13 protein-coding genes and 1 pseudogene are annotated in these 14,157 nt (G+C 69.3%); 9 read left to right on the top strand and 5 right to left on the bottom strand.

The genetic code is table 11. From position 1 onward, the window contains the following. Positions 1–130: 130 nt before the first annotated feature. Positions 131–961, top strand: coding sequence for a helix-turn-helix domain-containing protein (locus tag O1Q96_RS04245; RefSeq protein ID WP_269246918.1), 831 nt, complete (start codon positions 131–133; stop codon positions 959–961). Between the two features lie 140 nt (positions 962–1,101). Here the strand turns inward: O1Q96_RS04245 and O1Q96_RS04240 are convergent, their stop codons facing one another. Continuing rightward, positions 1,102–1,590: a hypothetical protein gene (locus tag O1Q96_RS04240; protein WP_269246917.1), complete on the bottom strand. Its 489-nt coding sequence runs from the start codon at positions 1,588–1,590 to the stop codon at positions 1,102–1,104. 196 nt (positions 1,591–1,786) lie between these two features. Here O1Q96_RS04240 and O1Q96_RS04235 point away from each other — a divergent pair, with 196 nt between their 5' ends. Beyond that, positions 1,787–2,119 carry a YnfA family protein gene (locus O1Q96_RS04235; protein WP_269246916.1) on the top strand — a complete coding sequence of 111 codons (333 nt, stop codon included), beginning with the start codon at positions 1,787–1,789 and terminating at the stop codon, positions 2,117–2,119. A gap of 6 nt (positions 2,120–2,125) precedes the next feature. Here O1Q96_RS04235 and O1Q96_RS04230 read toward each other — a convergent pair whose 3' ends face one another. Continuing rightward, a complete protein-coding gene (locus tag O1Q96_RS04230) occupies positions 2,126–2,566 on the bottom strand; it encodes an ester cyclase (protein ID WP_269246915.1) in 441 nt (146 codons plus the stop codon). A gap of 184 nt (positions 2,567–2,750) precedes the next feature. Here O1Q96_RS04230 and O1Q96_RS04225 point away from each other — a divergent pair, with 184 nt between their 5' ends. Continuing rightward, positions 2,751–3,536 (top strand): SDR family NAD(P)-dependent oxidoreductase, encoded by a 786-nt coding sequence (locus O1Q96_RS04225; protein WP_269246914.1) that lies wholly within the window; start codon positions 2,751–2,753, stop codon positions 3,534–3,536. A gap of 47 nt (positions 3,537–3,583) precedes the next feature. Here the strand turns inward: O1Q96_RS04225 and O1Q96_RS04220 are convergent. Continuing rightward, positions 3,584–3,676: pseudogene (locus O1Q96_RS04220) on the bottom strand (polysaccharide deacetylase family protein); the annotation flags it as partial. Positions 3,677–3,949: 273 nt separating this feature from the next. Between O1Q96_RS04220 and O1Q96_RS04215 the strand changes: the two are divergent. Both O1Q96_RS04215 and O1Q96_RS04210 read left to right on the top strand, forming a co-directional pair. Next, positions 3,950–4,501 (top strand): recombinase family protein, encoded by a 552-nt coding sequence (locus tag O1Q96_RS04215; protein WP_269246913.1) that lies wholly within the window; start codon positions 3,950–3,952, stop codon positions 4,499–4,501. A 70-nt stretch (positions 4,502–4,571) separates the two neighbouring features. Beyond that, positions 4,572–5,012 (top strand): hypothetical protein, encoded by a 441-nt coding sequence (locus tag O1Q96_RS04210; RefSeq protein WP_269246912.1) that lies wholly within the window; start codon positions 4,572–4,574, stop codon positions 5,010–5,012. 66 nt (positions 5,013–5,078) lie between these two features. On the opposite strand, the gene O1Q96_RS04205 is transcribed toward O1Q96_RS04210, so the two are convergent. Further along, positions 5,079–6,272, bottom strand: a complete 1,194-nt coding sequence (locus O1Q96_RS04205; RefSeq protein WP_269246911.1) for an RtcB family protein — start codon at positions 6,270–6,272, stop codon at positions 5,079–5,081. A gap of 205 nt (positions 6,273–6,477) precedes the next feature. On the opposite strand from O1Q96_RS04205, the gene O1Q96_RS04200 reads away from it, so the two are divergent. The 3 genes from O1Q96_RS04200 (at position 6,478) to O1Q96_RS04190 (ending at position 9,908) form a co-directional block, all read left to right on the top strand. Further along, complete coding sequence (locus tag O1Q96_RS04200) at positions 6,478–7,335, top strand: DUF3558 domain-containing protein (RefSeq protein WP_269246910.1); 858 nt, start codon at positions 6,478–6,480, stop codon at positions 7,333–7,335. Positions 7,336–7,483: 148 nt separating this feature from the next. Next, entirely contained in the window at positions 7,484–8,389 is a 906-nt protein-coding gene (locus tag O1Q96_RS04195) for a DUF3558 domain-containing protein (RefSeq protein ID WP_269246909.1), read from the top strand. 127 nt (positions 8,390–8,516) lie between these two features. Next, a complete protein-coding gene (locus O1Q96_RS04190) occupies positions 8,517–9,908 on the top strand; it encodes a DUF2637 domain-containing protein (protein ID WP_269246908.1) in 1,392 nt (463 codons plus the stop codon). 101 nt (positions 9,909–10,009) lie between these two features. Here the strand turns inward: O1Q96_RS04190 and lysS are convergent, their stop codons facing one another. Then, positions 10,010–11,752, bottom strand: a complete 1,743-nt coding sequence (lysS, locus tag O1Q96_RS04185) for a lysine--tRNA ligase (protein WP_269246907.1) — start codon at positions 11,750–11,752, stop codon at positions 10,010–10,012. 278 nt (positions 11,753–12,030) lie between these two features. Between lysS and argS the strand changes: the two genes are divergently transcribed. Further along, a complete protein-coding gene (gene argS, locus O1Q96_RS04180; RefSeq protein WP_269246906.1) occupies positions 12,031–13,815 on the top strand; it encodes an arginine--tRNA ligase in 1,785 nt (594 codons plus the stop codon). Positions 13,816–14,157 lie beyond the last annotated feature (342 nt).

The following is a 14,157-nucleotide window of genomic DNA, read 5'->3' as shown; positions in this document are numbered from 1 at the left end:
ACTATACCCGCCAACGAGGCCCGTCGCCCGACTATTCCCCGGCCCGCCGCTCCCGGGCGCGCGAGCCGCTTCCCCCCTCCGCATTCCCCTGGCGAGGCCCGGTGTCAGTGCCCCGCCCTACGATCCAGGGATGGCCGCCCCTCGCCGCGACACCAGAGGCATCGTCGACGCCCCGGAGCTCTTCTCCCGCGTCCGCTTCCGCCGCCGCGAGCCCGCCGCCGCGCTCCGGCCGTACCTGGAGCACTACTGGCTGATCGACTGGGACCTGCCCGAGCCGTACGCGTCCCACGTCGTCCCGCACCCGTCGGTGAACGTGGTCTTCCAGCGGTACGCGACCCAGGGCGCCGAGGGGGAACCGCCCGGCACGGCGGAGGTCTCGGGCATCGGCCTGGAGCTCTTCACGAAGAAGCTGGAGGGCCGGGGCAGGGTCTGCGGAGTCCAGTTCCGGCCGGGAGGCTTCCGCCCCTTCGCGCCACGGCATCCGGTGTCGGCCCTGACGGGCAGGCGCCCGCCCCTCGCCGAGGTCCTCCCCGCCACCCAGGGCGACATCGACGCCGTCCTCACCCCGGACGACGAGGACGCCCGCGTGGCCGCGCTCGACGCGTTCCTGCTCGGCCTCGGCCCGGCCCCGGACCCGCGGGCCGACCTGGCGATGGCCCTGGTCGACCGCATCCGCACCGACCGTACGATCCGCCGCGTGGGCGACCTCGCCGACGAGCAGGGCATGACGGTACGGGCGATACAGCGCCTCTTCTCCGCGTACGTGGGCGTGGGCCCGAAGTGGGTCGTCCTGCGCTACCGCATCCACGAGGCCCTGGAGCACGCCGAGTCCACCCCCGCCCTCGACTGGGCCGCCCTCGCCGCCGACCTCGGCTACGCGGACCAGGCCCACCTGGTGCGGGACTTCACGGCGACGGTGGGGGTCCCTCCCACGGCATACGCCCGGACCGGCGCCCCGTAGCCCCATGGGGGACACGGGGCGGACGCCGTTCACGGCTCCACCGGGGCCCGCCCGGCCGGACTCCCCCACCGGGGCCGGCCGGCCCCGCCACCGGCCGCCGGACACCCCGGCCGGGAAAGCCGGCCTGACCGGGAGCGGTCCTAGAACACGTACGTGTCCCCGGTGTCCAGGACGAGCACCCTCTGCCGGTCGTTGTGATGGTTGCGGTCCACCGCGCCGCCGCCCCACACCGTCTCGATGCCCAGCGTCACCTCCGACGGCGCCCCCTTCAGCCGTACCGCCATGGTGACCGTCCGCCCCCAGCCCGCCGCCGGCAGTGCCCCCGTCCGGCACAGCACCGCCCGCACCTCCGCCCGGGCGCACCCGGCCGGCAGCCGCTGCTCGTCCGCGAGAGGCACCGACCAGCGCAGCCGCACCGTCGCGTCCGCGACGCCGAAGGGGCCGTGGTTCTGCGGGGTCATCCGCAGCTCCACCTGCCCTGCGGTCATCGACAGGTACCCGTGATAGGCGAGATCGGCCTCGGGCGCCGCCGCGGCGGCCGGGAGGGGAGCAGCCGAGGCGGCGGCCGGAACGGTGGCGGCCGCCACGGCCAGGACCGCGGCCGCTGCCGGCGCACGAAGAATCCGCATGTGTCATGTCCTCCGAGTCGACCCGTGGGTCTGCTGCTGTCTCTGACGGCGTCCGTCTCTGGCTGCTTCTTCTGTCCTCGTCACGACCCGTGGGTCAACGGATGTATGCCACCTGGGCCGCACGGCAGGCGCCGCCCATCAGGTGAGATGCCGTGCGGGCGGCGACCGGCTGATGCGGGCATGCGAAAGTGGCCGCGTGTCCGTCCTCCGCTCCGCCGCCCTGTTCGTCCTCGCCGCGCTCCTGGAGATCGGCGGCGCGTGGCTGGTCTGGCAGGGCGTGCGCGAACACCGCGGCCGACTCTGGATCGGCGCGGGCGTCATGGCCCTCGGCGCCTACGGCTTCGTCGCCACGCTCCAGTCCGACGCGAACTTCGGCCGCGTCCTCGCCGCGTACGGCGGGGTCTTCGTCGCGGGCTCCCTCGCCTGGGGCATGGTCGCGGACGGCTTCCGCCCCGACCGCTGGGACGTGACGGGCGCGCTGATCTGCCTCGCGGGCATGGCAGTGATCATGTACGCGCCGCGGAGCTGACGACCCTCAGGCCGGCGGTTCTTCGGGCAGCAGTCCCAGCTGCCCCAGGAAGTCCATCTGGTCGAAGTAGAGCCGGTAACTGGCGATCCGCCCGTCCGAGTCCACGGTGGCGCAGTCGCATCCGCGGATCCTGATGTCCTTCTGCGTCGCGGGCAGCGTCTCCCCGTCGGGCAGCACCAGCGGTCCCGTGTTCCGTCCGCTGAAGAAGCCCTCGTCGACGGCGGTGTCACCGATCTCGTACGAGTACACCGTCTCGAACGTCGCCCCGGGGACCGCCTCCGTCATGTGCCGCCAGTACTCGACGATGTTGTCGCGCCCGTGGATCTCTCCCTCGTCGGGCGTGACGGCGACCGCGTCCGACGCGTAGAGCTCGCCGATGAGCTTGAGGTCCTGGTTCGTCGTCAGGGCCTCCGTGAGCCGGTCCATGACCTCACGTGCCTGTCCCATGATCCACCTCCTGCACAGGGGATCACCCACCTCGATTTTCCCACCACTTCCCGTCCCGTGCACCAGGTCACCGGCGGGCCGTGCGCCCCGCCCGCCTATCCTGGCCGGTGAACCAGTCGACCGTACGAGCGAGCAGCGGCCCCGTACCGGCACCGCGCCCGCCCCCTCTCACGAGGAGCAGCCCATGACCGCCGCCGCATCCGCCGCGCCCGCCGCCGCGTCCCGCATCGCCGTCGTCACCGGCGCGAGCAGCGGGATCGGCGCCGCGACGGCCCGGCAGCTGGCGGCCGAGGGCTACCGCGTCGTCCTCACCGCCCGCCGCAAGGACCGTATCGAAGCGCTCGCGGAGGAGATCAACGCGACGGGCGGCCAGGCGGCGGCCTACGCGCTGGACATCACGGACCGGACGGCCGTCGACGAGTTCGCCACCGCCTTCACAACGATCGGCGTCCTCGTCAACAACGCCGGCGGCGCGCTGGGCGCCGACCCGGTCGCGTCCGGCGACCCGGCGGAGTGGCGCCAGATGTACGAGACGAACGTCATCGGCACCCTCAACGTCACCCAGGCGCTGCTGCCCGCGCTGACCGCGTCCGGCGACGGCACCGTGGTCGTGGTCTCGTCGACCGCCGGCCACAGCACGTACGAGGGCGGCGCCGGATACGTGGCCGCCAAGCACGCCGAACACGTCCTCGCGGAGACCCTCCGCCTGGAGATCGTCGGCACACCGGTCCGGGTCATCGAGATCGCCCCCGGCATGGTCATGACCGACGGGTTCGCCCTGACCCGCTTCGGCGGCGACACCGAGAAGGCGGCGAAGGTCTACGCCGGGGTGGCCGAGCCCCTCACTGCCGAGGACGTCGCCGACACCATCACCTGGACGGTCACCCGCCCCTCCCACGTCAACATCGACCTTCTGGTCGTGCGCCCGCGCGCCCAGGCCTCCAACACGAAGGTCCACAGGGAGCTGTAGACCCCGAACGAAACCTCGGGCCGCTCCCGCAACCACCCCATGGCCTCTTCGGTCCCACCACAGGGCACCATCAAACTGCACCAAGCCGCGATCCCGCTCTCGATCGTCTCGACAACGGCGGCATTGACCCCGCGCCGCATCCCGAAGTCATCGCAATCGACGATGAGGACACGGGCATCGGCGGGAAACCAACAACTCGCCGGACAGCAACGGGAGTTCTGCCATCCGGGCAGCGTGAACTCCAACCACGCGTCTCCGCCTCCGAATAACCCACAAGGGTGAACCGGATAGATCACTCATGCGAGACGTGAACGCCCGATCTAGGCTCACGCCACACCATCAAAACGACGGCCCTCGGCCGGGATTGCCGTCCCACCCGAGGGCCTGACCACCAAGGAAGACAGGTACTTCCCGTGGCTGAACATGACACTAGCGCGCGCTCGAACGCGCCTACCAAGCGACGCAAAAAGGCGAGGCCTGAGCCTGCCGAAGTAGAGCTTCTACTCACAGAACTCCGGGGCCTCCCCGGTACGGCACCATCACTGCCTGAAGCGCTGGCTCTCCGGGATTCCGGCTGGCTCCTGGTTGTGGCGTACTGCCGCATCTCCTGTGACAGGCACAAGAGAGACGGCCACGGCGTCGAGGACCAGGCCAAGCACTGTGCGCGCATCGCCGCCCGGCATCGCATGATCATCGTTCACCGCTATGTCGACAACGACAAATCAGCCTCCAAAATCGGCGTCACCCGTCCCGACTTCGACGCAATGCTCGAAGCACTCAAGGGCAGAGCCACCCAGGCCGGATATCCGATCGACGGAGTGATCTGCGTGTCCGACGACCGGCTTTACCGGGATGTGCGTACGTATCAGCGCTTCCTCAAATGCTTCACTGCGCACCCGATGCGGGAGACCCTCGGCACAGGGGCAGACGTGCAACGCACCGATGCACGGCCACCCCAGCGATAAATCGTACGTATACCGCTGCCGTCTCGCAGTGGACGGTGGCTGCGGTCGCGTAAGTCGGCAAGGTCCTGCGGTGGACGATCTGATCACTCAGTACGCCTTGGACATCCTGGACCGACAGGACACACTCGGTGCACGCCTTACAGCCCCCTGGCCCGGCGAGCACCGGCTGGAACTGGCGCAACAACAAAAATCGCTCCTCCAGGAACAGTGGTACGCCGAGGAAATCAGTGATGCGCTGTATTTCTCACAACTGACGTCGGAGGAAGCCGAGCTCAAGCGACTCGTCAACGAACAGAAGGTGTGGACGGCCGGACAGCAATCCGTGCGGCATCCGCACATGGACGCGCGAACCGCCTGGAACAGGACAAGCTTGCGTGAGAAACGCGAGATCCTCTCCGGTCTCCTCGATTCCGTGACCATCCTCCCGGGCACGAAGGGGTCACACCGCTTCGAACCGGCCACGGTCGTTCCCGTGTGGCGAGACCTCGGCTCACCAAGCTTGGGCGGGTAACCGCGGGCACAGGAAGAACGGAGGGTCCGACAAGGAGCTTGTCGGACCCTCTCCCGCTGTCGCACGTCATCCCTTGACGCAGACAACCTGCTTCAGCTTCGCCACGACCTCCACGAGGTCGCGCTGCTGATCGATGACCTGCTCGATCGGCTTGTACGCGCTCGGGATCTCGTCCACGACACCGGAGTCCTTGCGGCACTCCACGCCCCGCGTCTGCTCCTCCAGGTCCTGCGTCGAGAAGCGACGCTTGGCGGCGTTACGGCTCATACGCCGACCCGCCCCGTGCGAGGCCGAGTTGAAGGCCTTCTCGTTGCCGAGGCCCTTCACGATGTACGAACCCGTGCCCATCGAACCCGGGATGATGCCGTACTCACCCGCCCTGGCACTGATGGCCCCCTTGCGCGTGACGAGCAGATCCATGCCCTCGTAACGCTCGCGGCTGACGTAGTTGTGGTGGCAGCTGACCTCCGGCTCAAAGGCCACTCGGGCCTTCTTGAACTCCTTGCGGACCACGTCCTTCAAGAGCGCCATCATGATCGTCCGGTTGTACCTGGCGTACTCCTGCGCCCAGTAGAGGTCGTTCTGGTACGCCGCCATCTGGGGGGTGTCCGCGACGAAGACAGCGAGATCGCGGTCGATCAAGCCCTGGTTGTGCGGGAGTTTCTGGGCGATGCCGATGTGGTGCTCAGCAAGCTCCTTGCCGATGTTCCTGGATCCGGAGTGAAGCATCAGCCAGACCGAACCACTTTCACTTGTACAAACTTCTACAAAGTGATTCCCCCCTCCAAGCGTTCCCATCTGCTTCGTGGCCCGCCCCTGACGGAACTTCACAGCCTCAGCCACACCGTCGAACCGCCCCCAGAACTCCTCCCACCCCGAAGTGGCCAGCCCATGGAATCGCCCAGGCTCCACCGGGCTGTCGTGCATCCCCCGGCCCACCGGAATGGCCTTCTCGACCTCGGACCGGAGGCGGGAAAGGTCTCCCGGCAGGTCGTTGGCGGTCAGGGACGTCCTGACCGCGGACATCCCGCAGCCGATGTCCACGCCGACCGCCGCAGGGCACACGGCACCCTGCATCGCGATGACCGACCCGACCGTCGCGCCCTTCCCGAAGTGGACGTCCGGCATGACCGCCAGACCCTTGATCCAGGGCAGCGTGGAGACGTTGCGGAGCTGCTGCATCGCGACGTCCTCCACAGACCCCGGGTCCGCCCACATACGGATCGGAACCTTCGCCCCCGGCATCTCCACGTACGACATATCGTCCTCATTCCCCCGAAAAACAAGCAGAAGTCACACACCGCAAAACCGGCGCCAAGGTGAACGTTTGGGACAACGGACCGGCGTCCACGGCATTGCGTGCGATACACATTGTCTCCAGGTGCCGCCCCCGGGCGGCAACCGAATAACCACAGGACACCCTGGTCGCGAGCAGGTGGAGCGGCCTGTCGAGAGGAGCCCCACCGTGCAGCGGAAGGCGTACGTATCCGGCGTCGCCGCGCTCCTCGCGGTGCTGCTGGCCGGCTGCACCGGTGGATCGTCGGACGACGGCGGCGAGGACGACCCGAAGCCGGGCGACACGGCGACGACCGCCGCCGCACCGCAGCCGGGCAAGTACCGCACCCTCCCCGAGCCGTGCGGCGCGGTGTCGCAGAGCACCCTGGACTCGCTGCTGCCGGGCATCAAGCAGGTCACGGACGAGGAGCAGCGCGAGAAGGCGTACGAGGGCACGGCGACACCCACGTACGACACGGACCGGAAGGTCGGCTGCCGCTGGAAGGCGGAGTCGGCGAGCGCGACGGACCACCTGCTGGTGGACTTCGAGCGGGTGGTCTCGTACGACAACGCGGTCAGCGACGACGAACGCACCACGGCGATCTACCTGGAGAAGGAGACGGCGGCGGACATCCCCGAGCCGGTCGCGTCGTCGTCCGACTCGCCCGATTCGTCGCCCTCCGGGTCCTCCTCGGAGGAGACCGGTTCCGGATCGAGCCCGGGCGCCGGCGAGTCCGGCACCCCGGACGACGCGAGCGCCGGCAGCAGTTCCTCCGCGAGCCCCTCCGACAACGCCGCGCCGGGCTCCACCTCCACCGCCCTCCAGCCCCGCACGCTCGACGACCTGGGCAACGAGGCGTTCCTCCACGACTCCCTGAACACCTCCCAGCAGCGGACGGTGACTGTGGTGTTCCGCACGTCCAACGTCGTCGTGACGATCCAGTACGACGAGCAGCCGGCGACCACGACGGACGTTCCGAGCAGCGAGGAAATGCAGGACAGGGCACTGAAACTGGCGGGTCAGCTCGCCGAGACGTTCAACGAGTAGAGGGGTCCGGCGGGCGGCCCTCCCTCGGTGGAACCCGAGTCACGTGTGTCCCGTTCGGCGTACGGTGGCTCCTCGGACCCGACCGAGTGCGGCCGGCAACGAACACGGCCGTTCGCACGTACACCCGAGCGTCTTGAGTGAAGGAACCATGCACCGACCCGTACAGCGACACCGTCAGCGACTCACCCGCATCCTGGTCGGCGCGGCCGCCGTCCCGGTGCTGCTCGTCGCCTCCGGCTGTTCCTCGGACTCCGGCGACGGCTCCGGCGACGACGCGAAGAAGGACTCCGGCTCCTCGGCGTCGCCCGCCGCCACCGAGGCGGCGGCGGTGAAGGAGGCGACGTACGCGAAGCTTCCCGAGACCTGCAAGGTGTTCTCGTCGAAGACGTTGAAGGAGCTCGTCCCGGAGGGCGCCAAGTCCGGCAAGGAGGGCACGTCGGACGACGTGGCGACGCGTGGCAACTGCTCCTGGGACAGCTTGGACAACAACGGTGTGAAGGGCTCGCAGTTCCGCTGGCTGAACGTGTCGCTGCTGCGTTTCGAGTCGGACCAGAGCCGCGGCACGGGCGAGAAGCTCGCTTCCGAGTACTACGCGAAGCACGCCGAGGACGCACGCTCGGTGGACGGCGCGAAGGACACCAAGTCGCAGCCGGTGTCCGGTACGGGCAACGAGGCGACGCTGGTGACGTACGACCTGAAGAAGAAGGAAGGCACCTTCAAGCAGCAGACGCTCGTGACGCGGGTCGAGAACGTCGTCGTGACGGTCGACTACAACGGCGCGGGTCTGGCGGGTGACAAGGCCCCGAAGGCCGCCGATCTGTCGAAGGCGGTGGAGAAGGCCGCGAAGGAGGCCGTGCAGGCGGTCGTGACCGCGAACGGCGGCGGCGACGGGGCCGGATCGGGCGCCGGCTCCACCCCGAGCAAGAGCGCGAGCAAGGGTTCGGACAAGAGCGCGAGCCCGAACCCGAGCAAGGTCTCCGACAAGAGCGCGAGCCCGGGCCAGGGTTCCGACTTGAGCACGAGCCCCAGCAAGTCCGCCGCCAAGAAGAGCTAGCCGGACCAGGACATTTGCGGGAGCCCGGCCCTCACGGAGGCCGGGCCCGACCCGTACCGGGCGCCCGCACCCCGTACACATGTGCCACTCTGTTGCGCGCAACAGGTCGTAATGGGAGGGGAGTACGGTGGCCGCGCCTCTGCAGCTCACCAAGACGCACCGGATCCTCATCGGGGTGGTCGTCTTCGGAGCGGTCGTCATCGCCGGTATCGGCTTCGCCGGTTCCTACGCGGCGGTTCGCGAACTCGCCCTCCAGAAGGGCTTCGGCAACTTCAGTTACGTCTTCCCGATCGGCATCGACGCGGGCATCTGTGTGCTGCTCGCACTCGACCTGCTCCTCACCTGGATCAGGATCCCGTTCCCGCTCCTGCGTCAGACGGCGTGGCTGCTGACGGCGGCGACCATCGCGTTCAACGGCGCGGCCGCCTGGCCGGACCCGCTGGGCGTGGGCATGCACTCGGTCATCCCGGTCCTGTTCGTGGTCTCCGTGGAGGCGGCCCGGCACGCGGTCGGCCGGATCGCGGACATCACGGCCGACAAGCACATGGAGGGCGTGCGCCTCACCCGCTGGCTGCTCTCCCCGCTCCCCACCTTCCTCCTGTGGCGCCGCATGAAGCTGTGGGAACTGCGCTCCTACGAGCAGGTCATCAAGCTCGAACAGGAACGCCTCGTCTACCAGGCGCGGCTGCGGTCCCGCTTCGGCCGGGCCTGGCGCCGCAAGGCCCCCGTCGAGTCCCTCATGCCCCTGCGCCTCGCCCGCTACGGCGTACCGCTGGCCGAGACCGCACCCGCCGGCCTCGCGGCGGCCGGCATCGAGCCCGCGCTGCTGCCCCCGGCGCCGCAGCCGGCCCTGGAGCGGGCCGACACCGCCGCGGGCGCTCACGCCCCCGTGACGGCGCCCGCCCTGGAGAACGACCCGGCACGTGCCCAGGCGCAGCGTCCCGCCCCCGAGGACGAGGACTTTCCCGAGCAGCCGGACCAGGCGGAACCGCAGAATCCGTGGCTCCATGCCCGGGACCCCCAGTCCGTCGCGTACCAGGGCGGCTACGACCCGACGTACGACCCGGAAGCCGCGTACACCGAGTGGTACTCGGAACAGCAGCAGGCCGAGGAGTTCGAGGAACAGCAGCGGTTCCAGGACCAGCGGCAGTTCCGGGACCGGCGGCGGTTCGAGCAGGAGACCGTCCCGCAGCAGCAGGAGACCTTCCCGCAGCAGTACGAGGAGCCGTCGGTCCCCGACCCGGAGCCCTCCGCGGAGGACACCGGCACCTTCCCGATCCCGGCGGGCCCGGGCCGTACCCGTGAGCTGGGTGCGGGTGGCGGCACGGAGCCGACCGAGGAGGACTACTACCTGGTCTTCAAGAAGTCGATAGACGGCAGCTATCCGACCTCGGGCCAGTTCAGGGGTGACGTGGAAGCCACGTACGGCATCAAGCTTCCGCAGCGCGAGGCCGACCGCATGGTGAATCGCTTCACCAACCGCCACACGGCGATACTCCAGGAAGACCACATCGCGTAGGCACAGGCGCCCACGCCGTGCCTGTACGCGGCACGCGGTGCCTGTACGTGGAAGGGGGCGCCCGGAAATCTCCGGGCGCCCCCTCCGCGTACGGGCGCGGGCTACTCGCCGAGCAGCTTCCTCACCCGCTCCTGGCCCACCGCGAGGAGCAGGGTGGGCAGGCGCGGGCCGGTGTCACGACCGACCAGCAGGTGGTAGAGCAGGGCGAAGAAGGTGCGCTGGGCGACCTTGATCTCGGCCGGGAGTTCCTTCGGGGTGGCGTCGGCGGAGAAGCCGGCCTGGACCTTGGGAACGCCGTAGACGAGATGGGTGAGCCCGTCCAGCGACCAGTGCGCGTCGAGGCCGTCGAGCAGCAGCCGCAGTGACGCGCGGCCCTGGTCGTCGAGGGACTTGAGGAGCTCCGCGTCGGCCTCGTCCCGCACGACGGTCCGCTGGTCGGCGGGGACCTGGGTGTTGATCCAGGCCTCGGCCCTGTCGAGCCGCGGCCGGACCTCGTCGAGCGACGTGATCGGGGCGGCCGGGTCGAGCTCGCCGAGAATGCGCAGGGTCTGGTCCTCGGCGCCCGCGGTGATGTCGGCGACGGACGCGAGCGTGCGGTAGGCCATCGGCCGGGGCGTCCTCGGGAGCTCACCCGCGGCGGTGCCGACCGCGCGCGCGTGGGCGGCGGCGTCCGCCGGGAGGGCGGACCCGTCGGCGACCTTCCCTTCCAGCTTGTCCCACTCGTCGTAGAGCCGCTGGATCTCCTGGTCGAAGGCGATCTTGAACGACTGGTTGGGCCTGCGGCGGGCGTAGAGCCAGCGCAGCAGCTGCGGCTCCATGATCTTCAAAGCGTCGCCCGGAGTCGGGACCCCACCCTTGGAGGACGACATCTTCGCCATCCCGGAGATCCCCACGAACGCGTACATGGGTCCGATGGGCTGCTTGCCGCCGAAGATGCTCCCGACGATCTGCCCGCCCACCTGGAAGCTGGACCCGGGCGACGAGTGGTCGACGCCGCTGGGCTCGAAGACGACGCCCTCGTAGGCCCAGCGCATCGGCCAGTCGACCTTCCACACCAGCTTGCCGCGGTTGAACTCGCTCAGCCTGACGGTCTCCGAGAAGGCGCACTCGGCGCAGGTGTACGCCAGCTCGGTGGTGTCGTCGTCGTAGGACGTGACGGTGGTGAGGTCCTTGCCGCAGCCACCGCAGTACGGCTTGTACGGGAAGTACCCGGCGGATCCGGTGCCGTCGTCCTCGGCGGCCGCGCCGGACCCCTCGGCGGCTTCGAGCTCCGCCTCGTCGACGGGCTTCTGGCCCTGCTTCTTCGCGGGGGCCTTCTTGGTGCGGTACTGGTCGAGGATCGCGTCGATGTCGCCGCGGTGCTTCATCGCGTGCAGGACCTGCTCGCGGTAGACGCCCGACGTGTACTGCTCGGTCTGGCTGATCCCGTCGAACGCGACGCCCATCTCCGCGAGGGCGTCGACCATGGCGGCCTTGAAGTGCTCGGCCCAGTTCGGGTACGGGGAGCCCTCCGGGGCGGGCACGGAGGTCAGGGGCCTGCCGATGTGCTCGGCCCACGACGCGTCGGTCCCGGGGACGCCGTTCGGAACCTTCCGGTACCGGTCGTAGTCGTCCCACGAGATCAGATGCCTGACCTCGTGGCCGCGGCGGCGGATCTCGTCGGCGACCAGGTGCGGGGTCATGACCTCGCGCAGGTTGCCGAGGTGGATGGGACCGGAGGGGGACAGTCCGGACGCGACGACGACGGGTTTACCCGGGGCTCGGCGCTCCGACTCCTCGATGACCTCATCCGCGAAACGGGAGACCCAGTCGGTGGTCTCGGTGCTCTGAGCCACGATCGGCACGTCCTTCTTTCCTCAGGAGGTGTCATGCGCCGGCGGTACGTTCGCACGGCTGACCCTTCCCATTCTCCCAGCTACGCCCTCATCCACGAAAACGGCTTTCCTCGCCCCCGGCGCCCCTGCCCTTCCCGTCCCTGGGGCTGCGCCCTCAGACCTCCCCTGTCGCGCTGCGCCCTCGAGCAGGTGGCGGGAACGAGCAGGGGCGGCGGGGGCGAAAACCCCTTTACCCCCCGTGGGATACTGGGCTGATCCATACCCACGAGGAGAACGGCACCCATTCCATGGCCTCGGTCACGTCCCTCACCGCCCACGTCCACCAGCGCCTGTCGGACGCGCTCACGGCAGCCCTGCCGGAGACCGCGACCGCGGACCCGCTGCTGCGACGCAGCGACAGGGCGGACTTCCAGGCCAACGGAATCCTCGCCCTGGCGAAGAAGGCGAAGGCCAACCCCAGGGACCTCGCGACGCAGGTCGTCGACCGGGTCGTCAAGGGTGACCTGATCGAGGACATCGAGGTCTCGGGCCCCGGCTTCCTGAACATCACGATCACGGACCGGGCGATCACGGAGACCCTCGCGGCCCGTGCCACGGACCCGGCGGGCCGCCTCGGCGTGCCGTTCACCGACCACCCGGGCACGACGGTCATCGACTACGCCCAGCCGAACGTGGCGAAGGAGATGCACGTAGGCCACCTCCGCTCCGCGGTGATCGGTGACGCGGTCGTGCAGATCCTGGAGTTCGTCGGCGAGACCGTCGTCAGGCGGCACCACATCGGCGACTGGGGCACCCAGTTCGGCATGCTCATCCAGTACCTGGACGAGCACCCGCACGAGCTGGACCGCGAAGCCGCCGGGGACGACACCGCGGAGACGGGCGAGGAGGCGATGTCGAACCTCAACCGCCTCTACAAGGCCGCGCGTACGCACTTCGACTCCGACGAGGAGTTCAAGACGCGGGCGCGCCGCAGGGTGGTCGACCTCCAGGCGGGCGACCCGCACACCCTCGCCATCTGGCAGCGGTTCGTGGACGAGTCGAAGGTCTACTTCTTCTCGGTCTTCGAGAAGCTGGACATGGAGATCCGGGACGCGGACATCGTCGGCGAGTCGGGCTACAACGACATGCTGGACGAGACGTGCCGCCTCCTGGAGGAGTCGGGTGTCGCGGTCCGCTCGGAGGGCGCGCTGTGCGTGTTCTTCGACGACGTCAAGGGCCCCGACGGCAACCCCGTCCCGCTGATCGTGAAGAAGTCGGACGGCGGCTACGGCTACGCGGCCACCGACCTCTCCGCGATCAGGAACCGTGTCTTCGACCTCAAGGCGGACACGCTCGTCTACGTGGTCGACGCCCGCCAGTCCCTGCACTTCAAGATGGTCTTCGAGACGGCACGCAGGGCGGGCTGGCTGAGCGGGGAGACGAAGGCGCAGCAGCTTGCCTTCGGCACGGTCCTCGGCAAGGACGGCAAGCCGTTCAAGACGCGTGAGGGCGAGACGGTCCGGCTGGTCGACCTGCTGGACGAGGCGATCGACCGTGCCACGACGGTGGTCCGTGAGAAGGCCGAGAAGGTCGGCCTGACCGAGGAGGAGATCGTCGAGAACGGCCGGTTCGTCGGTGTGGGCGCCGTGAAGTACGCGGACCTCTCCACGTCGGCCGTCCGGGACTACAAGTTCGACCTGGACCAGATGGTGTCGCTGAACGGCGACACGAGCGTGTACCTCCAGTACGCGTACGCCCGTATCCAGTCGATCCTCCGCAAGGCCGGGGACGCGCGTCCGCTGGCCCACCCGGAGCTCGCGCTGGCTCCGGCGGAGCGCGCGCTGGGTCTGCACCTGGACCAGTTCGGCGAGCTGCTCCTGGACGTGGCCGCGGGGTACGAGCCGCACAAGCTGGCCTCGTACCTGTACCAGCTGGCGTCGCACCTGACGACGTTCTACGACCAGTGCCAGGTGCTGAGCGACGCGAACCCGAAGGAGGTCGTCGAGAACCGTCTCCTCCTCGTCGACCTGACGGCCCGCACGCTCCACCAGGGCATGGCGCTGCTCGGCATCAGGACGCCCGGGCGCCTCTGACCGACGCCGGTCGACCCACACCCGTTCGGGTGAAGGGGTATTGAAGGCGTACACGTCAGAGGGGCTTTCGAGTTAGCGGTGATCGGCCTCGCGGCCGGTCGGCGGGCCCTGTGGCACGGCATTTGAGCCACAGGGTCCCGCCCCGCATATGCCTCTGTCCTCACTCGCTCCGAGGTGTCCGTCCGTACGAGTGATGGCCAAAGGTTGAGGTGTCCGGGCGCACCCCGGAGTATGCGATGCTGCGGGGCGCCAAACCCCAACTTCGGGGAGTCCAGAGCCCTGTTGGACCGCACGCTGGGAGCGCGATGAGCACTGCACTGCCCTTCTTCACCCCGGCCGGCC

The sequence above is a fragment of the Streptomyces aurantiacus genome (genome assembly GCF_027107535.1).
GTDB lineage: Bacteria > Actinomycetota > Actinomycetes > Streptomycetales > Streptomycetaceae > Streptomyces.
The sequence above is the reverse complement of the archived record's forward strand: the minus strand, read 5'-3'. Positions and strand labels throughout refer to the sequence as shown.

Excerpts from the sequence above, each read along its gene's own strand:
- O1Q96_RS04245 (WP_269246918.1), top strand. The coding sequence starts at position 131 with ATGGCCGCCCCTCGCCGCGACACCAGAGGCATCGTCGACGCCCCGGAG.
- O1Q96_RS04240 (WP_269246917.1), bottom strand. The coding sequence starts at position 1,590 with ATGCGGATTCTTCGTGCGCCGGCAGCGGCCGCGGTCCTGGCCGTGGCG.
- O1Q96_RS04230 (WP_269246915.1), bottom strand. The coding sequence starts at position 2,566 with ATGGGACAGGCACGTGAGGTCATGGACCGGCTCACGGAGGCCCTGACG.
- O1Q96_RS04225 (WP_269246914.1), top strand. The coding sequence starts at position 2,751 with ATGACCGCCGCCGCATCCGCCGCGCCCGCCGCCGCGTCCCGCATCGCC.
- O1Q96_RS04205 (WP_269246911.1), bottom strand. The coding sequence starts at position 6,272 with ATGTCGTACGTGGAGATGCCGGGGGCGAAGGTTCCGATCCGTATGTGG.
- O1Q96_RS04195 (WP_269246909.1), top strand. The coding sequence starts at position 7,484 with ATGCACCGACCCGTACAGCGACACCGTCAGCGACTCACCCGCATCCTG.
- argS (WP_269246906.1), top strand. The coding sequence starts at position 12,031 with ATGGCCTCGGTCACGTCCCTCACCGCCCACGTCCACCAGCGCCTGTCG.